This is a genomic window from Arthrobacter sp. SLBN-112, assembly GCF_006715225.1.
Lineage (GTDB): Bacteria > Actinomycetota > Actinomycetes > Actinomycetales > Micrococcaceae > Arthrobacter.
Map to the genome: position 1 here is coordinate 970,425 of NZ_VFMU01000001.1, position 20,688 is coordinate 991,112.

The following is a 20,688-nucleotide window of genomic DNA, read 5'->3' on the forward strand; positions in this document are numbered from 1 at the left end:
GATCGTGCGTAAATTGCAGACTTTGGTTGCCGCCGCCGTCGCCGTCACCCTCCTCGCCGGATGCGGTGGTGGTTCCACTCCACCGACGTCATCGGGGGAAGCAACCGGCGCGCCGGCAGGTGGTTCCGGGGACACTTTGGTTGTCTATACCAACTCCAACGGAGAGGGCCGGGGCGATTGGCTGGCCGGCAAGGCGGCCGAGGCCGGGTTCAAGATTGAGATCGTGGGGGCCGGCGGCGCCGATGCCACCAACAAACTCATTGCCGAGAAGAACAATCCCATTGCGGACGTCGCATTTGGCCTGAACAACATGTACTTCTCGCAAATCAAGAACGAGGGCGCATTGGAGGCCTACCAGCCCGCCTGGGCCGGTGACGTGGACAAGGGACTTGGCGACGGGGAGACGTACTGGCCCCTGGTGAAGCAGGCCATCCTCCTCGGCTACAACTCTGACAAGTTCACCAAGGAAGCAGCACCGAAGGACTGGACCGACCTGTGGACCAAGGACGAGTTCAAGGACCGTTATGAAAGGGTCACAGGCCTGGGAACGGCCACAGCCCAGTTGGTCTTTGCCGGCATCCTCTCCCGGTACCGTGACGACTCGGGTGATTTGGGTATCTCGGACGACGGTTGGAAGCAGGTTGAGCAGTACTTCAAGAACGGCAGTCCCGCTGTTGCAAAAACCGACCTGTTTGCCCGCATCGCGTCCGGCGAAGTGGACATGGGGCAGATGCCGTCCTCGATCATCGCCGAGCGCGAAAAGTCCTTCAAGGTGAACGTCGACACGGTCATCCCTACCGTTGGCGTCCCGCTGGCAGTGGAGCAGATCGCACTGGTGAAGGGCACCAAGAAGAAGGAGCAGGCGCAGAAATTCATCGACTGGTTCGGCAGCGCCGAAGTTCAGGGCGAGTTCGCCCAAAAGTTCAATTCCATGCCCGTCAACAAGGCGGCCCAGGCAAAGGCAAACCCCGACGTCGTGGGCTTCTTTGCCGACCTTAAGCAGCAGGACATCGACTGGGGCTTCGTCCAGAAGAACATGGGTGCCTGGGTGGAGAAGATCGAGCTCGAATACATGACGTAACCTGCCCTGCCAGCCGCCGTTCCCGCGTTCCATCAGACAGGTATGCCATGATCCGTTTGGAAAACATTGAAGTTACCTTTGGCGATTTCACCGCCATTCCGCATCTGGACCTGCATGTCCGGCCCGGCGAGTTCTTCACCCTCCTGGGACCCTCCGGTTGCGGAAAGACGACGGCGCTGCGCACCCTGGCCGGCTTCATCCAGCCGTCCACGGGTACGGTCCGTGTCGATGGCAAGGATGTGACCCGCCTTCCCAGTGATAAGCGGCAGGTGGGCATGGTGTTCCAGAACTATGCCCTGTTCCCCAGCATGAGTGTGTGGGAGAACATCGCCTTCGGACTCCGGGTCCGGAAGGAAAAACCGGCAGACAGCGACCGTCTTGTGCGGGACATCGCACGGCGCGTGGAGCTCAGCGATGAGCAGCTGGCGAAGAACGTGGCGGAGCTGTCCGGTGGCCAGCAGCAGCGGGTTGCCGTTGCGCGGGCCCTGGTGCTGCGGCCAAAGATCCTGCTGCTGGACGAGCCACTGTCCAATCTTGACGCCAAGCTCCGCCACCAGCTGCGCCAGCAGCTCAAGGACCTGCAGAGCGAGTTTGGCATCACTACCGTCTATGTCACCCATGACCAGGACGAGGCACTTGCCATGAGTGACCGCGTCGCCGTCTTCAACAAGGGCGTTATAGAGCAAGTGGGGACGCCACAGGACATTTACGACCATGCGGCCACTGAATTTGTCTGCAATTTCATCGGTGACAGCTCTGCACTTACACCTGGGTTTGTCTCGGAGGTCAGCAGGCTCTCAGGTGCCGGTCTCAGCGCCGACGCCAAATCCTACCTCCGTGTGGAAAAGGCCTCCCTTGACCGGCCCGCTGACGGGGGCACCGCCGTCGGACTTCCCGCCACCGTTGTTTCCCGCACCTATCACGGCCTGCACAGCCGCTACGTGGTGTGCAGCCACGGCGCGGAAATCCGTCTCCTGGTCAGGGAGGATGGAAGCACGCACCCGGAGTCCGGCACGAACACCACCGTCTACGTCCAGCCTGAGCACATCCTCCAGTACCATCCGGGGACTGGAGTCTCACTGCGCCAGGACCAGGCGGTTGCGCTGCCATGAGCACCAACACCACAGCGCGCAGCATGGGCCGATCACCCTTCGTCCTGGTGGTGGGCGTGGTCCTCACCTGGTTTATTGCCGCGTTCCTGGTATGGCCCAACGTCAACATCCTGATTGCCACCTTCTTTCCTGACGGGAGCTTTTCGGGCCGCGCCGCGGAGAAACTGTTTTCCTCGCAACGGGCCATGAAGGCATTGGGCAACAGCTTCCTCCTGGCCGTGGCTCTGTCTGTCACCGTCAACCTGGTGGGCGTCTTCATTGTCCTGGTCACCCACTACTTCCGGATTTGGGGCTCGCGCATCCTCTTCCTGGGCTACGCCTCCACCTTCATCTACGGCGGCATCGTGCTGGCCGCCGGGTACAAATTCATTTACGGGGACAAGGGCATCGTCACCTCGCTGCTGACCAAGCTGATCCCCGGAATGGACCCGGCGTGGTTCTCCGGGTTTTTCGCCGTCCTGGTGGTCATGACCTTTGCCACCACCACCAACCACATGCTGTTCGTCGCGAACGCGCTGAAGGGCATCGACTACCAGACCATCGAGGCCGCGCGGAATCTTGGCGCCTCCACCTGGACCATCCTGCGGCGCATCGTCCTCCCAATGCTCAAGCCCACGCTGTTCGCCGTCACCATCCTGTCGTTCCTCACCGGCCTGGGCGCCTTGAGTGCCCCGCAGGTGCTGGGCGGCCGCGACTTCCAGACCATTACGCCGATGATCCTGACCTTCACCAACAGCCCCACCTCCAGGGACCTCGCGGCGCTGCTTGCCGTCATCCTGGGCCTGGCCACCATGCTGATGCTCGCCGTCATGTCCCGGCTGGAGAAGGGCGGCACCTACTTCTCGGTGTCCAAGGTGTCCTCAGAGCTGCAGAAGCAGGACATCACCAACCCCGCAGCCAATGTGGCCGTACATGCTGTGGCATATCTCCTGTTTGCCATCTACACGCTCCCTGTGGTGTTGATCGTGCTGTACTCGTTCGCCGACGGCGCGGCCATCCAAACGGGACAGCTCTCGCTGGCCAATCTGACGCTCGACAACTACATCCGCGTCCTCACCCAGCAATCCGGGCTCCGTCCCTTTATCGTCAGTGTTGTTTACAGCGCCCTGGCCGCCGTCATCGCCGTTGGCGGACTGCTCTTCGTGGCCCGGCTGCTGCAGAAATACAAAAACTGGGTGGCCTCGGCCTTCGAATACCTGCTGCACATCCCATGGATCCTGCCGTCCGCGCTGCTGGCTTTGGGCCTGATTGTCAGCTACGACCACCCGAACCCACTGGTGGGCGGAGCCGTGCTCACCGGAACAACGGTGATCCTGCTCATCGCATTCGTCACCGTGAAGATTCCATTCACCCTTCGGATGCTCAAAGCGTCCTTCGCCTCCGTGAACTCTTCCCTGGAGGAGGCTGCTGTCATCATGGGCGCCAAGACCCTGTACGTCTTTCGGCGTATCCTCCTGCCGTTGGTGCTCCCGGCGGCAGCAGCCATTACGGCCCTGAACTTCAACAGCCTCCTGGATGACTACGACACCGCGATCTTCCTGGCCCATCCGCTGGTACAGCCGCTGGGCCTGGTGATCAAGGCCAACACCGACGGCGCAGAAGGCACTGAAGGTATTGCGAACACCTTCGTTTACACCGTGCTCCTCATGATCATCACCGGCGTAACGATGTACCTGGTCTACGGCAGGTCAGGGCGAAGGCGGAACAGGAAGCGGCTTGCTCCGGTAGCGCCCGTCCCGCAAGGCGCCGGGGTGCTTCCCGGCGCCCAGGCTCCAGGTGGGGACGACGCTACACGGCCCGCCGCTGCCATCCGCTGATCACCTGTCGGAACCGCTGCCGACGGCGGCGCGTTCGTGCCGCCGTCGGGCCAGGTTGAGCAGGCCGTCACGCAGCGGTTGGGCGCCTTCCGCCAGGGCCACCCGCATCATTGCCGCAGAGGCCATGCTCAGGGCACGGGTCCGCAGCCGCCGCTGCCGGTTGTAGGCGGCGAGCGCCCTGTCCTGCGGCAGGCTGTTCAACAGATCCGCAAGGGTGACGGCATCCACCAGTGATTCGCAGGCTCCCCGGCCCAGGTTGGGCGTCATGGCGTGGGCGGCATCGCCCACCAATACCGCAGTGCCGCGGACGTAGGAGCGCAACGGCGGGGTGGTCCAGATCCGCTGGGCCAGGGAAAGTTCGGGAACGGCGGCCGCGAGCACCTGGCGGATGGCGGGGGCGTGGCCCGCAAAACGCAGCCGGGCCTGGTCCAGCGCCTGGGCAACATCGATCCCTGTGGGACCAAGATCAGAACGCCAGCTCGCATACCAGTTGGTCCCGCCCGGGGAGGCGGCGATACCAAACAGGTCCCCCCGCCCCCAGTACTCCCCCACCTCCTCGGGATTGACCGGTGCCGGGATAGTGCCACGGACTGCAATGCACGACTGGACACGGGCATTCGTGCCGGCACCCCAGATCTCACGGCGGACCATGCTGTGCACGCCATCGGCGCCAACTACCAGACCATGATCGCCTGGCAGCGCCCGCAGGTGCACAGCGACCCTGCGGACAGCACCAGGGACGGCCGAATCAAGAAGCCTCAGGAGGTCCACCCGGGACATTCCGAACAGCTCGCCCCCGTTGACCGTGGCCCACGGTTCGCCTGCAGCATTGCGGATGGATCCGCTGCCAAGGACCGGGCTGACCGCCCGGGCCTGGCCAAGGATCCCCACCCGCGCCAGCGCTCTCTGGGCGTTCGGCCACATCGCGAGCACGGTGCCGACCGTGGGCAATTCCGGCCGCTTCTCGTAGACCGTCACCTCGAAGCGGTCCGGCTCCAGGCAGGCCGCCAGGGCCAGTCCAGCGATGCCGCCGCCAACGATCGAGACCGTTTCCATGGCATCATGTTATGCCTCACCCACCGGGCAGTGGACGCAGTCCGGCGGCTGCTGGGTTCTTAGGCGCCGACGGGCCAGCCCGTGTAGGCCTCGGCCAGGTAGGCCATGCCATGCCGGGAGGAGACCACCGAATTGAGTTCGCCGAGCTGGCGCGCCCGGGAGAAGTCGTCCGCGCCGGCGGGGGTATGCAGCATGGTGGTCATCCAGTAGGAGAACTGCTGCGCCTTCCACACCCTGTCCAGGGCGCGTTCGCTGTAGGTCTCCAGCAGCCGGTCGGAGCCGGCGTTGTAGTGGCTGTCCAGTCCCTCGAAGAGGACCTTGACGTCGTTGATGGCCAGGTTCAGTCCCTTGGCACCGGTGGGCGGCACGGTGTGTGCGGCGTCGCCGGCCAGGAAGAGGTTGCCGTGGCGCATGGGCGTGTGGACGAAGCTGCGGAAGGGAAGCACCATCTTCTCGATGACCGGCCCTTCCTTGAGTTGAAAGCCGTTGCCGTTGACCCGGCTGCGGAACTCGGCCCAGATCCTGTCGTCATCCCACTCGGCCACGTTCTCCTTGGGGTCGCACTGGAAATACATCCGCTGCACAGTCTCCGTGCGCTGGCTGATCAGGGCGAAGCCGTTGGCGGAGTTTGCGTAGATCAGCTCGTCGGAGCTGCGCGGCGCCTCGGCCAGGATGCCGAACCAGGCGAAGGGGTATTCATGGAAGTACCACTTGCGGTGGGCCTCCGGGATCTGGAACCGGCAGTGGCTGCGCGATCCGTCTGCACCCACCAGGAAGTCGGCCTGGATCTCGAACTCAACGCCCTCGGAATCGGTGAACCAGACCTTCGGCCTGCCCTCAAGATCATGGACGGTGGTGTCCGTGACGCTGTAGCGGACATCGCCGGCGTCGTCCTTCCGGCGTGCCGCGAGATCCAGGAAGACGTCCGTCTGCGGGTACAGCCACACGGACTCCCCCACAAGGTCCTTGAAGTCGACCCGGTGGCTCTCGCCGTTGAACCGCAGCTCGATCCCGTCATGCCGGTCCCCGTCGCGCAGCACCCGGTCCGAGACCCCGCTGTCCACAAGGAGATTGACGGTGCCGTGCTCCAGGATGCCGGCGCGCACCGTGTGCGAGATTTCCTCATGGCTGCGGACCTCGACCACCGTGGACTCGATGCCTGCCTTCGCCAGGAGGTGGGAGAGCATCAGCCCTGCCGGACCGCCTCCCATGATGGCCACTTGGGTGGTGATGACATTTCGTGCCATGATCTGTTCTCGCTTCATTGCGGGCCCCGCCGTGGGCGGCACCGTATCGGTTCGTCTTCCAACAGTGTGGGCGGGAAGCCGTGACTGCCGTTACACCGATTCCGTTCAACGGATCAGGCATCAGCCAGCTGCCGCGCGATTCCGCGGGCAGCAGTCTGCAGTGCAGGAACCAGAGCCTGCAGGCGCATCTCGCGCAGCGGAACCACGACGCCGAGAGACGCCACAGCGCGCTGCCTCCGGTTCAGGACCGGGACGGCGATGCCCCAGGTGTCGGGATCCACGACTCCCTTTAGTTGGGCGAAGCCCTGATGGAACGTTTCGGCCAACAGCGTCCTGACGTCGTCCGCTGCCAGCCTTCCATCGGGATCGGTGAACTGGCCCAGGTACTCCTGCTGCAACGCTTTATCCTGGTGGGCCATCAGCGCCAGGCCGGCGGACGATATATGGATAGGCATCCTTCCCGCCACCTGCGCCCGGTTGGCCACCGATCCCCTCCTGGACAGCCGCTCCACGAACAACGCCTCCCAGCCTTCCAGCACCGCCAGGTTCACGTTCTGGTGCAGTACCTGCTGGATGTCCTCCATGAACGGCATGGCCGCCTGGCGCAGGGCGAGCGTGGGCGAGGTCCGGTTCACCAGCTCCCACAGCCTCAACCCGGGCCGGACCATGCCGCCCGGCGCCGCCTCGAGCAACCCATGGGCGGCAAGTTGGCCTACCAGCCGGTGCGTTGTGGTCAGCGGCAGGCCCGCACGCTGTGCAAGGTCGCCCAGTTGCAGGGCGCCGACGTCCTGGGGAAAGGCGGAGATCAGCCGGACGATCCGGTCCACCACGGAGTCGCCGGACGGGGAGTTGGCCAGCGCGAACACCTGCTTCCATTGAATGGGAAAAGTTGTCCCAGATTACACCCCTTAGTGATACAAACCTCACTGGGGATATGGGCAATGCTGCCCACACCACCACCGGCAAAGCAGCCTGCCGCGAAAACTCCTGGACGATACACCGAGGTATTCCTATGTCATTTGCGCCACATCAGCACCGCTCCAAGTGGCCGGTCTGGCTTTGCTGGCTGGCGATGGTTCTTGACGGCTTTGACCTGGTGGTTTTGGGCACCGTCATTCCCACGCTGATCAAGACCCATGACCTTGGCTTCGACGCGGTGGGCGCCACGCTGGCAGCCACAATCTCACTGGTTGGCGTTGGCGCCGGCGCCCTGTTCATCGCCCCCCTGTCCGACCGCTTTGGGCGGCGCCGCCTTCTGGTGGCCTGCGTCCTGTGGTTTTCAATCTTCACCATCGCCGTGGTGTTCGCACCCAACGTTGCGGTGTTCTGCGCCTTCCGGCTTCTTGCCGGGCTGGGGCTCGGCGCCTGCCTCCCGGCCGCCCTGGCGTACATGAACGACTACGCTCCGGCAGGTACCGCCGGAAAGTCGACCACCCGGACCATGACCGGCTACCACGCCGGCGCTGTGGCCACGGCCTTCCTTGCCCTGCTGCTGATCCCGGACTGGCGGATGATGTTCATCGTGGGCGGCCTCGCAGGCTTTGCCCTGGCACCTTTCCTGTGGTTCAAGCTCCCGGAAACCCTTCCCTTAGCCGCGGAAGGAAAAGAACCTGCCGCAGCCCGCACGGGCTTCCGGGACCTGGCACGGAAGCCCTACCCCCTGGTGGCGCTGTCCATCGCGGCGGCTTCTTTCATGGGCCTGCTCCTGGTCTACGGCCTGAATACCTGGCTTCCGCAGCTGATGGCCGGCGCCGGGTACACCGTCAGCACCGGCCTGGTTCTCCTGCTGGTCCTCAACGTGGGGGCAGTGGTGGGCCTGGTGATCGCAGGGATCCTGGCTGACAAGCACGGCACCAAGCGTGTGGTGCTGCTGTGGTTCGGGCTCTCCGCGGTCTTCCTGGCGGTCCTGAGCGTCAAGATCCAAAGCGAACTGCTACTCAACGCGGCGGTCTTTGTCACGGGCGTGTTCGTGTTCAGTGCACAAGTACTGGTTTACGCATGGGTCAGCCAACTGTTCCCGGCAACCCTGCGCGCCACCGCGCTTGGTTTTGCAGCCGGTGTAGGCCGGCTTGGCGCCATTGTGGGCCCTGCCGTGACGGGCACACTGGTGGCTGCGAACATCGCCTACCCGTGGGGTTTCTATGTCTTTGCCGCCGCTGCCGCGATCGCCGTGGTCGCGCTGATGGCAGTGCCACACACGATCCGAGCCGTGCGGGAAGAAGCAGCCGCGGAACGTCCGTAACGGGACACCCGTCCGGCCTGCCCCTGGGCTGCAGGGCAGGCCGACGGCAAAGGCGGTCAGGCCGCCGTCGTCCGCTGCCTGATGCGGCGCCGCTGCCTGATGCGGCGCCACGCGCCCGGAGCCAGCACCACGGCGATGCCGACGGCGGCGCCGATCACCGTCTCGATGATGCGGTCCCGCAGCAGGATGGAGGGTGAGGCCGGGACCACCAGCAGTGTTGAGACCAGCGCGAGGGGTGTCACGAACACCTGGGCCAGCAGGTACTGGCGGATGATGAACATCTCGGCGCCGAACTGGCACAGCGCCATCACCAGCACGGTCTGCCACGGCTGCAGGCCAACGAGCAGGACGGCAGCCAGGACCAGCAGCCCCAGGACTGTGCCGATGATCCTTTGGACGCCCCGGCGTACCCGGTGCCGCGTGGTGTGGCCCACCAGCGGCACCACGGCAGCCACCATGGCCCAGTAGTTGTGCCCGAATCCCAGGCGCTCCCCTGCCCAGGTGGCCAGCGCACCGGCAAGGCCGGCGGCCGCCAGGTAGCCGAATCCCTCAAGCCAGGCCGTGCGCTTCTCCGCGGGAGTGCGCCGGATCCGGGGAGGCCTGGTCCAGGGAGAGCGGTGGCTGGGAAGGATCCTGGACGAGAAACCCACCAGCAGGGCGAACACCGTGGTGAGGACGGCCACCAGCATGCCCTGCCACAGCGGCGGCTGGTTGGGAATGGAGGCGATGGCGGCGAAGGCGAAGATATGGAACAGCGAACCCGCAGGGCGCAGTCGAAGCCAGGAAATGGCAACGGAACAGGCGCCGGCCACCAGCGTGGTGGCCAGGACCAGCAGCCAGGTGTGGGCGGCGGCGTCCAGGCCCCAGGCGGGACCCATCCGGGCCGCGAGCGCCGCCAGGAGCATGACCAGCAGCATCAGAAGCCCGGCCCGCAGCTGCAGCACAAACCGGACCGCATGCGGTTCACCGCGGCCGTAGATCCCGGTAAAGGCACCGAAGGACGCGAAGATTGCCAGGTCCAGCCTGCCGAGCAGCACCAGCGTGATCAGTGGAACGAAGACGCCCACGGCACACCTCAACGCGGGGTGGTGGTCCTTGTTGCCGGGGGCAATGCTGAACATTTCAGCAAACAACTTCACGGGCAGCGCCTTCCTGGGGTTCCTGGGTGGATTCTCACGGGCGGCCGCGCTGACGTTCCTGGTAAATCCTACGGGGCGGGCCCTGGAAGTACCCCGGCGCGTTCCCCTGAATGGAATCAGGAGGCAACGCGGCGGAAACAGCGCAGGGCGATGCTGGTGTCATGACACGCCCTGCACACAACACGCCCGCTGCCGAACTGCGTTGCGAGGTCTGCGGCCTGATGCCCGAACCGCCCAAGGCGCGTTTGACCTTGGCCAACATCGCAGTGATGCTGCCCATCGAGCTGCTGGTCCACGCCCTGGTGGTGGAGACCCACCTTCCCTATGTGGCCAAGGTCCTGGTGCTGACACTGACCGCGACAGTGCTGGTGATCTGGGTGGCCGAGCCCTCAGCGGCCCGGGTGCTGCTGCGCTGGCTGCACGCCCCGGCCCTCCGGCACCGGCGGCAATTGGCGTCGGCGCCGTCCCTCTGGCGGGCGCGCACGCTGCTCCGGGACCAGCCGGGCTCGCTGCAGCGGATCACGGGGGCGCTGGCCCGGCTGGACACCAACATCCTGAGCATCCACGTCCACCCGGTTCCGGATGGGGTCCTGGATGAGTTTGTCCTTTCGGTTCCTGGGGAGGTGGGCGAGCACGAGCTGCTGGCGGCATTGCACGACGGCGGCGGCGGCAGTCCGCACGTCTGGCCCACCACTGCGCTGGCCATGGCTGACGGGCAGACCAGGGCGCTCAGCCTGGCAGCGAGGATCGCTGCCGCCCCGGACGAACTGCCCCTGGCGGTGGCCGAGCTTTTGCACGCACGGATTGTGCCGCCGTCGGACGCCGGCTTGAAGGTGTCCGACGGCGGGACGCACCTTAAGATCCCCACCGCATGGCATGGCCCCATCACCTTCGCCCGGCCGGGAGAGCCGTTCACACCGGCCGAGTCCGCGCGGGCCCACCGGCTGGCGGAACTGGCCGAGATCATGTCCTACCGGCCGGCCGGGTCCCCAACAGCGCGTTGAGCCCCCACCCCACAACGGTCACCAGGACGATGGCAGCAGCCATGGACACCAGCTGCATGGGTGCGGACAGGATGCCAAGGCTGACAATCAGCGTCGTGGCGCCCGCTGGAGGGTGCGGCAGGCCAAGCCAGGTCAGGACAAGGGTGGTCAGCCCAACCGACAACACGCCGCTGAGGACATGCAGCGGCGTCAGTCCGCCCACCGCGGCGGAGGGTTGGTCCTGCAGGCCCAGCGCATACAGGCAGAGCGCACCTGCGGCCAGCCCCACGCCGTGGCCCACCAGGGTGTTGGCCGGCCTTGATGCTTTCTGCTCGGGCGATTCGAAGAACAGCATCACCGTGGGGCCGAGGCTTGGGAACAGCCAGGGCAGGTGGAACAGGAGGCCCACCAGGCCGCTGGCGGCAAGGACCAGGATACTCAGGACTGCGGCGTAAAGGCCGGCACCCAACTTGTCCCAGCGTTGCTTCGCGCGGTCCAGGAGTGCGGTTTTCATGGCTGTTCCTCTCTGCGGGTACGACTGGCGGCCTGGGAGCTTTTAATGCCGCCCTCACCCCGGCCTTACCCCATGCGTGGCGGTCACAATCCGTCAGCAAGTCCCCGTCACGTTGCCGGAAGCAAAAACCCTTGACAGTGGCCCGAGTCACTTCTACCGTTGTTTTTGGGATCCCAAAACGGGATCCCAAAACGGCACTTCCCGTTGCACGCTCCGGATCGTCCAGCGGACCTTTCCCCCCGGCAGGCCACACCTGCACTGCCGGGCATGTACCACAACATTCGCATCCTCCCCATCCGTAAACTTCCCCGTGAAGGAGAAGCTGTGTCCATCCCAAACACTGAAACAACGGCCACGTCCGACGAGGCCACGCCCGGCACTACCGAAACGCACGGAAAGGACGGAACGCAACGGCGCACCTCCGTCCGCTGGAAAATGTTCCTGCTCCTGCTCGTCCTGGTTGCCGTCAACTACATCGACCGCGGCTCCATTTCGGTCGCACTGCCCATCATCCAAAAGGAGTTCAATCTCGCCCCGGAGCTTGTGGGCCTGCTGCTTTCCGCCTTCTTCTGGACCTACGCCCTCATGCAGATCCCTGTGGGCCTGCTCATCGACAAGTTCGGTCCCCGCAAAGTGATGACCGCTTCCTGTGTCGGCTGGGGCGCGGCAACTGCCGCATCAGGGATGGCAGGAGGCTTCCTGAGCATGTTCATCGCCCGCCTCGGCATCGGCGTGACCGAAGCAGGTGTCATGCCGGCCGGCGGCAAGCTCAACGCCATCTGGATGCACAAGTCGGAGCGCGGCCGCGGAGCCACCATTTTGGACGCCGGCGCCCCGCTGGGTGCAGGCCTCGGCGGCATCCTCATCGCCGGCCTCATCGCCGCAACGGGCAGCTGGCGCAGTTCCTTCGTCATCGCCGGCGCCGCAACAGTCCTGATGGGCCTGGCCGTCTGGTGGTACGTCCGGGACAACCCGCGGCAGCATCGCGGTGTCAATGCCGCCGAAGCCGAGTACATCGAAGCGTCGCACGCTGCCGAGGATGCCGAAGCCGAGCTCGACGGCAGCCAGGGCAAGCGCGCGCTGCTCCCCTACCTTAAGTTCCGCTCCTTCTGGGCGATGTGCTTCGGCTGGCTCGGCTTCAATGGAGTGTTCTATGGCCTGCTGACCTGGGGCCCGCTCTACCTGGCCCAGGCCAAGGGCTTCGACTTGAAGACCATCGGCTGGTCCACCTTCGTCATCTTCGGTGCCGGCTTCGTGGGTGAAATCCTGGGCGGCACCATTGCGGACAAGTGGCGTGCGTCCGGCGCCTCAGCCAACCGGGTGATGCGCACCCTCCTGGGCATCTCCAGCGCCGTGGTGATCGGCGGCCTGGTGGGCGTCACCGTGGTCCCGGACCCCACCACCGCGGTGGTCCTGCTCTCCCTCGTCATGTTCTTCCTGCGCTGGGTAGGCCTGTTCTGGAGCATCCCCTCCATCCTTGGCGGCCGCACCAACGCGGGCGTCCTGGGCGGCGCCATGAACTTCAGCGGCAACATCTCCGGGTTCGTCACTCCGATCGCCGTCGGCCTGATCGTAGGGGCCACGGGTTCCTATACCTGGGCGCTGCTGTACTTCGTCGCTTCCGCGGTGATCATGGGCGCATCAGTGCTCACCCTGAACTACAACAAGCGGCTTCCTGTCTAAGCTGACCCTCGCAGGGAAACTTGCAAACAACGCCCCCGCAGCCGGGAGCAGTGCCAACAAAAATCCGAATGGAGCATCATGCTGACCGCCGAAGAGACCCAGGACAAGGACCGCCCCCTCCGCGAAACCGTCCGGGACACCCTCCGCACCAGGATTTTCGAAGGACACTACGCTCCCGGCACGCGGCTGGTGGAGCGCGACCTGGCAGCCGAATTCTCCGTTTCCCGGCTGCCGGTCCGCGAGGCCCTGCGCATGCTCCGCCAGGAAGGCCTGATCAGCGACCGCGGCGCACGCGGGGCTGAAGTGAGCAGCCTCAGCCCGAAGGACGTGGAGGACCTCTTCGACGTCCGCCAGTCCCTGGAAGTCCTGGCCTGCCGGCTCGCCGCCAAGCGGGCCACCGCAGAGGATCTCGCATACCTGGAGGGGCTGCTGGACAACGCCGAAGCCTTCCTGGCCAAGGGTTCCGTGATGGAGGCGCACCGCTCCAACAGCGAATTCCACGACGCCATCACCGCCATCGCGGACAACAACTTCCTCAAATCCGCCCTGGAACCCCTCCAGGGCCGAATGCACTGGCTGTTCCGGCACGTCAGCGACCTGCCCGAACTCATCCGGGAACACCGCGAACTGTACGCCGCGATTGCCAGCGGCGATCCGGACAAGGCAGCCGCCCAGTCCGCATCACACATCGGAAAGTACCGGGACCAGTTCCCCGAGGACTTCCAGAAGACCGAACCAGAATTCCACCGGAAGAGAAAATGAAACTCCTGGTCATCAACCCCAACATCAGCGCCGATGTCACGGCGCTGATTGAATCCGAGGCGCTCCGATCCGCCTCCCCCGGCACCGAACTGCTGGTCCGGACGGCCGGCCACGGCGTGGAATACATCGAGACCCGCTTCGAATCCCTGATCGCCGCCGGTGCCGTGGCAGAGCTCATCGCCGAACACACCCGCCCCGGCGCAGCCCGGGTGGATGCCGTGGTGGTGGCCGCCTTCGGCGACCCCGGCATGCCGGCCCTGAAGGAACTGGCGGACGTGCCGGTCATCGGCATCACCGAGGCCGCATTGTGCGCAGCCGCACTGCAGGGCCACCGTTTCTCCATCATTGCCATCTCGGACCGGATCAAGCCCTGGTACCGGGAGTGCGTGGAGCAGTTCGGCCTTGCCGGGAGGCTGGCCTCCATCCGTTCCATCAATGACTCCCTGAACAGCATCGCCTCCGTGCAGCAGGACTTCAGGGAAACCCTGCTGGCACTCAGCCGGCAGGCCGTGGCTGAGGACGGCGCCGACGTCGTCATCCTTGCCGGCGCCCCGCTTGCCGGCCTTGCCCGCGAACTCAAGGGGCAGATTCCCGTCCCCGTCGTGGACGGGATCTCCGCCGGCGTCCGCATGGCCGAGGCAGTCGCCGCACTCCAGTCCGGCCCGCACCGGGCCGGCGCCTTCGCCCCGCCCCCGGCCAAGGACCGCAAGGGACTGTCAGGCAACCTGGACTCGGCCCTCGCCGCCCGCCAGGAACACGCCGGCACTCCCCAGCCCACCCCCTAGCCAAACCCACCAACTTCAGGAGGACACCGATGTCCCGCCAGCCTCAACTTGTCATTGCCAACGCCACCGTGGTGAACAGCCACGGCCGCCAGGAAGCGCACATCGTGGTGCAGGACGGCCGGATCGCCCGGCTCGTCGACGCCGCCCAGCCCGTCCCCGCGGCGGACAACACCATCGACGCCACGGGCAAACTCGTGATCCCCGGCGGCGTGGACGGACACTGCCACGTGGCCCAGGTGACCGGGCGCTTCCGCACCCTGGACGACTACCGGACCACCTCCACCGCAGCGCTGTGGGGCGGGACCACCACCATCATCGATTTCGGCATTCCCCGCGACGCCCAGGAAACCCCGCTCGCCGCCGCCCTGCACAAAAAGGAACTCGCCACGCAATCCCGCTGCGATGTTGCCCTCCACGGTTCCGTGGTCAGCTGGGACGAAACAGTCCCGTGGCAGCTTGAGCAGCTGGCAGCGGAAGGCATCAGATCGGTGAAGATGTACACCACCAACCGGGGCAGCACCATGGCCGACGGCGACACCATCCTGAAGGTCATGCGGGAAATGGTGCGGCTGGACGGGCTGACATACATCCATGCCGAGCACGATCCGATCATTGCCGACTGCACGGGGCAGCACGCCCAGGATGGCCGGATCGGCATCGAACACCTGCACCGGACCCGGCCGGAGCTGGCCGAGGAGATCTCGGTCAAGGAAACCCTGGCCATGGCCGAATACACCGGCGCCCCGGTCTACTTCGTCCACCAGTCCACGCCCGGGGCGGTTGACCTGGTGAGCCAGGCACGCGACCGCGGGCTGGAGGCGTACTCCGAGACCTGCCCGCATTACGTGACGCTGGACGACTCTGTCTACGGCTCGAGATTCCCCGAGTGGTTCGCCTGCTGCCCGCCCATGCGCAGCGCGGAAACGGTGGCCGCCCTCAAGGAGCGGCTGGTGTCCGGAGCCATCCACACCATGTCCTCCGACCACTCCTGCTACGACCTGTCCCAGAAGCGCGAGCGCACCGATGACGTGCGCGCCATGCCGCACGGCCTGCCCGGCGTAGAGACGCGGATGCCGGTCACGTTCACCGCCATGACATCCGCCGGGGCAACCGTGGAGCAGTTCGTGGAGGCCTTCGCCGCCGCGCCTGCACGCATCAACGCCGTACCTGCCAAGGGCCGCATCGCTGAGGGGTTCGACGCCGACCTGGTGGTTTTCGACCCCGCCGAGGAACGCACGGTGGACGGCTCAGCCCTGCACATGGGAACGGACTTCTCACCCTTCGACGGGAAGGCACTCAGGGGCTGGCCCGCCGTCGTTGTTTCCAACGGTCGGGTGGTCCTGGACGCGGACGGCTTCCATGACCCCGGGTCGGTGGGCCGCTTCATCGACCGCAACGGCTTCCGCGAGCACCGGTCCGGCGCCCCCGAAGCCTCCCAGCTCACTGCCGCCCTCTAGGAGCCACCATGCCCGCAACCACACGCCCACGCAGGATCGGCATGATTGTGCCGTCCTCCAACACCTGCCTGGAGCCCCAGACCTACCGCATCCTGGGCAGCCGCACCGACGTCACCGTGCACTTCACCCGGATCCCGGTCACCCGCATCGCCCTGGACGATTCCTCCGACCGCCAGTTCGACCCCGCAGTCATGCAGGAGGCAGCAGGGCTGCTGGCGACGGCGGATGTGGACGTGATTGCCTGGAACGGCACGTCCGGCTCATGGCTGGGGTCAGCCCACGACCAGGAACTGGCCGGCGGAATCACGGCGGCCACCGGCATCCCCGCCACCACCTCCACCCTTGCCTACCTCGAGGCCTTCCGGAGCTTCGGCACGGAGCGGATCGGCTTGTTCACCCCGTACACGGAGGACGTGAACCACCGGGTCATCGCGTCCTACGAGCGCGAAGGCATCAAGACCGTGGACCACCGGGCGCTGGGCCTCAGCGACAACGAGTCCTTCGCCCGGGTCACCCACGACGAAATGCGTCCGGGCTCTCTGGAGCTCGCCGCCATGGCCCCCGATGCCCTGGTATACCTGTGCACCAACCTTTACGGAGCCAACATCACTGCAGAGATCGAGGAAGCCACCGGGGTCCCCGTGCTGGACTCGGTGGCCGTCACGCTCTGGCACGCCCTGAAACTGGCGGGCGCGCCGCTGCTGGAACCTCGTTGGGGCCGGCTGCTGGCGTAAGGAAGCCTACATCCGCAGGGTCAGGGCACCGGGCTCCATGGTCATGAGCACGTGCTTGCCCTGGCCCTCGTGGTCCCCGTCCAGCTGGTAGTCGTCCTTGTGCTCCAGCGTGATCTCAACGGTCTTGCCCTGGAAGTACTCCACGGCGGTGTCCTTGCCTCGGCCCTTGCCGATGATGCCGGCCAGTACGGAGAACCAGCCCAGCTTGCCGTGGTGCGGCGCCAGGACCGCGACGTCCAGCAGGCCGTCGTCCACCTTGGCGTCCGGGAAGATCTCCAGGCCGCCCTGGACCTTACCGCAGTTGCCCACCATGACGCTGCGGACACCGCGGTGTACCACGTCCTTGCCATCGATGACCACGGTGGCCTTGATGGGTTTGCCTTGCAGGTTGCGGATGCCCGCGTCCACATAGGCGAGCCAGCCCACCTTGTGCTTCAGTTCCTGGTTGGTGTCAGCCATGATCGTGGCGTCGTAGCCCACGCCGGCCATGACCAGGAACAGCTGTTCCTCGTCAGGATCGCTGCGGCGGGCCCGGACCACGTCGATCTTCCGTTCGGTGCCCACGAGGGCTCCGGACAGGGCGCCGTCATAGTCGGTCACGTCGATGCCCAGGTTGCGGGCCAGCAGGTTTCCCGTTCCCAGCGGCAGCAGGCCCATCGGGATGTCGCTCCCGGCCAGGACTTCGGCGACGCAGCGCACTGTGCCGTCGCCGCCGGCGGCGATGATAAGGTCCGCCCCCTGCGCCAGGGCTTCCTTCGCCTGCCCGACGCCGGGATCCTCCTCCGTGGTCTCGAACCAGAGGGTTTCGCCCCAGCCATTTTCCTGGCAGTGCTTGGCCATGAGCTCCCGCACGTCGATGTCCACCGTCTTTGCGGGGTTGATGACGACGGCGGCACGTTTGGGTGAAGGGGAATGGTTCTCAGTCATGGCGTCCTCTGATGGCGGATGGAAAGCAAGCTTCTGAAAGAAGGGTAACCCGCGTCTGGTGCCTTTCCATGCCTACAGTGCCTTCACGGCACCCAGCACCTGGGCCAGGGAGTCCTTGGCGTCGCCGAACAGCAGTGACGTCTGTGGCTGGTACAGCAGGTCGTTCTCGATGCCGGCAAACCCGGGGCGCATGGACCGCTTGAGGAACACCACCTGCCGCGCCTCCGCCACCTCCAGGATGGGCATCCCGTAGATCGGTGAGCCGGACGAGGTCTTGGCTGCCGGGTTCACCACATCGTTGGCGCCCACCACCAGGGCCACGTCCGTCGTCTTGAACTCCGGGTTGATCTCGCCCATCTCCTTCAGCGACTCGTATGGGACGTTGGCCTCGGCCAGGAGCACGTTCATGTGGCCCGGCATGCGGCCGGCCACCGGATGGATCGCGAAGTCCACTTCGATGCCGCGGGCTTCCAAGGCCAGGGCCAGTTCGGCGGCAGTGTGCTGGCCCTGCGCCACCGCCAGCCCGTAGCCGGGGACGATGATCACCCGCTGCGCGTAGCCCAGGAGAACCGCCACGTCCTCCGGCGAGGACGAACGGACCGGACGCTCGCTCACTGCGGTGGACCCCGCCGTCGAACCTCCCCGGAACGCCCCGAACAGGATGCCCGCCACCTTCCGGCCCATGGCCGCAGCCATGGCACGGGTGAGGATGGTGCCCGAGGCTCCCACCAAGGTGCCTGCCACCACCAGCAGCACGTTGCCCAGCACCAGGCCGGACGCCGCGACGGCCAGGCCGGTGAAGGCGTTCAGCAGCGAGATAACGATGGGCACGTCCGCGCCGCCCACGGGCAGCACCAGCAGGACGCCGGCGGCAAGGCCCAGGGCCAGCAGCAGGACCGCGAGGGCCAGCGACCCAGTGAGGACCACAGCCACGCCGGCGGCCACCGCGGCGAGTAGCACCACGGCCATCACCACGGGGAGCCCGGGGAACATCACGGGACGGGTGGTCATCAGTTCCTGCAGCTTGGCGAACGTGACGCCTGAACCCGCGAAGGACACGGCACCCACCAGGAGCGTGAAGACGATGGCCACCCGCACCCAGGGATTCTCCGAATGGGCCAGTTCCAGAAGTGCCACGAGGGCGGCCGCGCCGCCGCCCACGCCGTTGAACAGTGCCACCAGCTGCGGCATCTGCGTCATCTTCACACGCCGGGCCACGGGCGCCGCCACCGCGCTGCCCACGGCGATTGCCGCCAGGATCCAGGGGATGTTGTCCAGCCGGGCGGACAGGAACACCGTGACGACGGCGATCAGCGCTCCGAGTGCGCCCACCAGGTTTCCCCGCCGGGCCGTCCGCGGGGAGCTGAGGCCGCGCAGGGCCAGGATGAAGCAGACCGCCGCGGCGAGGTAGAGCAGGGAGGTCCAGACGGGGTCAAGGAGGCTCATTTGCCGCCCGCCTTGGGTTCCGTGATGGTCCGGGCAGCGTCCTTCTTGGCGTGGAACATATGCAGCATCCGGTCCGTCACCACGAACCCGCCCACCAGGTTGGCAGTGGCAAGGACGACGGCGAGCAGCGCCACCGCCAGGACCCACGGGTCTGCCGCCTGGCCCGCCACGATGATGGCACCGACCAGGATGATGCCGTGGATGGCATTGGCGCCGGACATCAGCGGAGTGTGCAGGGTGCTGGAGACCTTGGACACCACTTCGAAGCCGACGAACACCGCCAGTACCGTGATGGTCAGCAGGGCTGTTCCGTCCATCAGAGCGCTCCTTCCTGCCGGGCCGCAGCCGCGGCAGGCTCTGCGGCTGTACGGGCCCGGGCCACCAGCAGCTCCGCCGTGGGCTGGTGCCGCACCACGCCATCGTGGGTGAGGCAGGCGCCGGCCACCACTTCGTCGTCGAAATCCAGGTTCAGGATGCCGGCGGCGTCGTCCGCGCGGACCAGCAGGGCCAGCAGGTTGGCCACGTTCTTGGCGTAGAGGCGGGAGGCGTCCGAGGCCATGGCCGAAGCCGGGTCCTTGAGGCCTACCAGGGTGATGTGCCCGGTTCCGTCGGCGGTGGGGATCGGGATGTCCTGGCCCGGCACCGACCCTTCCACGTTGCCGCCGGATTCCGCGGCGAGGTCGATCACGACGGATCCCGGCCGCATGCCCTGCACCATCTCGCGCGTCACCAAAAGGGGCGCCGGCCGCCCGGGGACTGCCGCCGTCGTAATCAATACGTCCGATTGCGCCACGTGCGGCGCCAGCAACTGCCGCTGCCGGGTGCCGGCGTCGGAGCTCAGCTGCCGGGCGTAGCCGCCGGCCGCCTCCGCCGTCTCGAGGTCCAGGCGGATGAAGGTGCCTCCCATGGAGGCGACCTCGTCCGCGGAGGCGGGGCGGATATCGTTGGCGAAAACCCGGGCACCCAGGCGCTTGGCGGTGCCGATGGCCTGAAGTCCAGCCACACCGGCGCCGAGCACCAGGACCCGGGCGGGCGGGACGGTGCCGGCGGCGGTCATGTACAGCGGAAAGAAGCGGGGCAGCCGGATGGCCGCCTCCAGCACGCAGCGGTACCCGGCCACCAGCGCCTGGGAAGTCAGGGCGTCCATGGACTGGGCGCGGGAAATGCGGGGCACCAGTTCCATGGCAAAGGAGGTCACCCCGTTGTCCGCGAGCGCCTGCACGGCCGGCAGTTCGGACGACGGCGACGCGAGCCCCACGGTGACGGTGCCCCTTTTCAGGGACGCGGCAGTGTGCGGGTCAAGGGGGCGGACGTGGGCGAGGATGTGGAGGGCAGCAATGTCCAGCTCCGGGACGATGGTGGCGCCGGCCTTTTCGTATTCCTGATCAGCATGCCCCGCGGCGTCCCCTGCCCCGGTTTCCACCAGGACCTCCAGCCCCAAACCTGCCAGTTGCCGGACGGTGTCCGGAGTGGCGGAAACGCGCCGCTCACCCTCCCGGCGTTCCCGCGGTATGCCCAGTTTCACCTGGCAGCTCCCTCTTCCCGACAAACAGTGCAGCGGCTCTGCTGCACGCAGTTGGCTAGAGTCTAGGGCCACTGCTGCCGGGACGGGAGTGGGGCGGCCCGCTTGGATGGCAAACAGTTATCTCGCGCCGCGTGCCGATCTGCGCAGCGACGGTCCGGTTCGCTGCGCGGGGACTGTC

Annotated in this window: 19 protein-coding genes; 10 read left to right on the top strand and 9 right to left on the bottom strand. The window is 66.3% G+C overall.

From position 1 onward, the window contains the following. The first annotated feature begins 4 nt into the window (after positions 1-4). Genes FBY33_RS04520 through FBY33_RS04530 form a run of 3 tightly spaced genes read left to right on the top strand, consistent with a single transcriptional unit; the run spans position 5 to position 4,010 of the window. The gene (locus tag FBY33_RS04520; RefSeq protein WP_142029486.1) at positions 5-1,081 is read left to right on the top strand and encodes an extracellular solute-binding protein; all 1,077 of its coding nucleotides are present in this window, start codon (positions 5-7) and stop codon (positions 1,079-1,081) included. Between the two features lie 47 nt (positions 1,082-1,128). Next, positions 1,129-2,193, top strand: coding sequence for an ABC transporter ATP-binding protein (locus FBY33_RS04525; RefSeq protein WP_142029487.1), 1,065 nt, complete (start codon positions 1,129-1,131; stop codon positions 2,191-2,193). Continuing rightward, on the top strand, positions 2,190-4,010 hold the full coding sequence (locus FBY33_RS04530; protein WP_142029488.1) for an ABC transporter permease: 1,821 nt from the start codon (positions 2,190-2,192) through the stop codon (positions 4,008-4,010). The genes FBY33_RS04525 and FBY33_RS04530 overlap by 4 nt, the downstream gene beginning before the upstream one ends. On the opposite strand, the gene FBY33_RS04535 is transcribed toward FBY33_RS04530, so the two are convergent. From FBY33_RS04535 to FBY33_RS04545, 3 genes are all read right to left on the bottom strand, one after another. Beyond that, complete coding sequence (locus FBY33_RS04535; protein ID WP_142029489.1) at positions 4,011-5,066, bottom strand: FAD-dependent monooxygenase; 1,056 nt, start codon at positions 5,064-5,066, stop codon at positions 4,011-4,013. A 59-nt stretch (positions 5,067-5,125) separates the two neighbouring features. Beyond that, positions 5,126-6,313, bottom strand: a complete 1,188-nt coding sequence (locus FBY33_RS04540) for a 4-hydroxybenzoate 3-monooxygenase (protein WP_142029490.1) — start codon at positions 6,311-6,313, stop codon at positions 5,126-5,128. Positions 6,314-6,426: 113 nt separating this feature from the next. Further along, on the bottom strand, positions 6,427-7,170 hold the full coding sequence (locus FBY33_RS04545) for an IclR family transcriptional regulator (RefSeq protein WP_142032546.1): 744 nt from the start codon (positions 7,168-7,170) through the stop codon (positions 6,427-6,429). A gap of 155 nt (positions 7,171-7,325) precedes the next feature. Here FBY33_RS04545 and FBY33_RS04550 point away from each other — a divergent pair, with 155 nt between their 5' ends. After that, positions 7,326-8,555 carry an MFS transporter gene (locus FBY33_RS04550; protein ID WP_235010448.1) on the top strand — a complete coding sequence of 410 codons (1,230 nt, stop codon included), beginning with the start codon at positions 7,326-7,328 and terminating at the stop codon, positions 8,553-8,555. Positions 8,556-8,611: 56 nt separating this feature from the next. On the opposite strand, the gene FBY33_RS04555 is transcribed toward FBY33_RS04550, so the two are convergent. Beyond that, on the bottom strand, positions 8,612-9,694 hold the full coding sequence (locus tag FBY33_RS04555) for an FUSC family protein (protein ID WP_142029491.1): 1,083 nt from the start codon (positions 9,692-9,694) through the stop codon (positions 8,612-8,614). A 161-nt stretch (positions 9,695-9,855) separates the two neighbouring features. Between FBY33_RS04555 and FBY33_RS04560 the strand changes: the two genes are divergently transcribed. Further along, the gene (locus tag FBY33_RS04560; protein ID WP_142029492.1) at positions 9,856-10,698 is read left to right on the top strand and encodes an ACT domain-containing protein; all 843 of its coding nucleotides are present in this window, start codon (positions 9,856-9,858) and stop codon (positions 10,696-10,698) included. On the opposite strand, the gene FBY33_RS04565 is transcribed toward FBY33_RS04560, so the two are convergent. After that, positions 10,658-11,191 carry an HPP family protein gene (locus FBY33_RS04565; protein WP_142029493.1) on the bottom strand — a complete coding sequence of 178 codons (534 nt, stop codon included), beginning with the start codon at positions 11,189-11,191 and terminating at the stop codon, positions 10,658-10,660. The two genes, FBY33_RS04560 and FBY33_RS04565, sit on opposite strands and share 41 nt — an antisense overlap. Positions 11,192-11,515: 324 nt before the next feature. On the opposite strand from FBY33_RS04565, the gene FBY33_RS04570 reads away from it, so the two are divergent. The 5 genes from FBY33_RS04570 to FBY33_RS04590 all read left to right on the top strand — a co-directional run bounded on the left by FBY33_RS04570 (position 11,516) and on the right by FBY33_RS04590 (position 16,612). Continuing rightward, the gene (locus tag FBY33_RS04570; RefSeq protein WP_142029494.1) at positions 11,516-12,874 is read left to right on the top strand and encodes an MFS transporter; all 1,359 of its coding nucleotides are present in this window, start codon (positions 11,516-11,518) and stop codon (positions 12,872-12,874) included. A gap of 78 nt (positions 12,875-12,952) precedes the next feature. Then, a complete protein-coding gene (locus FBY33_RS04575; RefSeq protein ID WP_142029495.1) occupies positions 12,953-13,636 on the top strand; it encodes a GntR family transcriptional regulator in 684 nt (227 codons plus the stop codon). Then, positions 13,633-14,421, top strand: coding sequence for an aspartate/glutamate racemase family protein (locus FBY33_RS04580; protein WP_142029496.1), 789 nt, complete (start codon positions 13,633-13,635; stop codon positions 14,419-14,421). The genes FBY33_RS04575 and FBY33_RS04580 overlap by 4 nt, the downstream gene beginning before the upstream one ends. 29 nt (positions 14,422-14,450) lie before the next feature. Further along, positions 14,451-15,878: an amidohydrolase family protein gene (locus FBY33_RS04585; protein WP_142029497.1), complete on the top strand. Its 1,428-nt coding sequence runs from the start codon at positions 14,451-14,453 to the stop codon at positions 15,876-15,878. Positions 15,879-15,886: 8 nt separating this feature from the next. Continuing rightward, on the top strand, positions 15,887-16,612 hold the full coding sequence (locus FBY33_RS04590) for a maleate cis-trans isomerase family protein (RefSeq protein ID WP_142029498.1): 726 nt from the start codon (positions 15,887-15,889) through the stop codon (positions 16,610-16,612). Positions 16,613-16,618: 6 nt separating this feature from the next. On the opposite strand, the gene FBY33_RS04595 is transcribed toward FBY33_RS04590, so the two are convergent. From FBY33_RS04595 to FBY33_RS04610, 4 genes are all read right to left on the bottom strand, one after another. After that, a complete protein-coding gene (locus FBY33_RS04595) occupies positions 16,619-17,539 on the bottom strand; it encodes a diacylglycerol/lipid kinase family protein (protein WP_142029499.1) in 921 nt (306 codons plus the stop codon). A gap of 72 nt (positions 17,540-17,611) precedes the next feature. Next, a complete protein-coding gene (locus FBY33_RS04600; RefSeq protein WP_142029500.1) occupies positions 17,612-18,985 on the bottom strand; it encodes an NAD(P)(+) transhydrogenase (Re/Si-specific) subunit beta in 1,374 nt (457 codons plus the stop codon). Further along, positions 18,982-19,302, bottom strand: a complete 321-nt coding sequence (locus FBY33_RS04605) for an NAD(P) transhydrogenase subunit alpha (protein ID WP_142029501.1) — start codon at positions 19,300-19,302, stop codon at positions 18,982-18,984. The genes FBY33_RS04600 and FBY33_RS04605 overlap by 4 nt, the downstream gene beginning before the upstream one ends. Further along, positions 19,302-20,510, bottom strand: coding sequence for a Re/Si-specific NAD(P)(+) transhydrogenase subunit alpha (locus FBY33_RS04610; protein ID WP_142029502.1), 1,209 nt, complete (start codon positions 20,508-20,510; stop codon positions 19,302-19,304). The genes FBY33_RS04605 and FBY33_RS04610 overlap by 1 nt, the downstream gene beginning before the upstream one ends. Positions 20,511-20,688 lie beyond the last annotated feature (178 nt).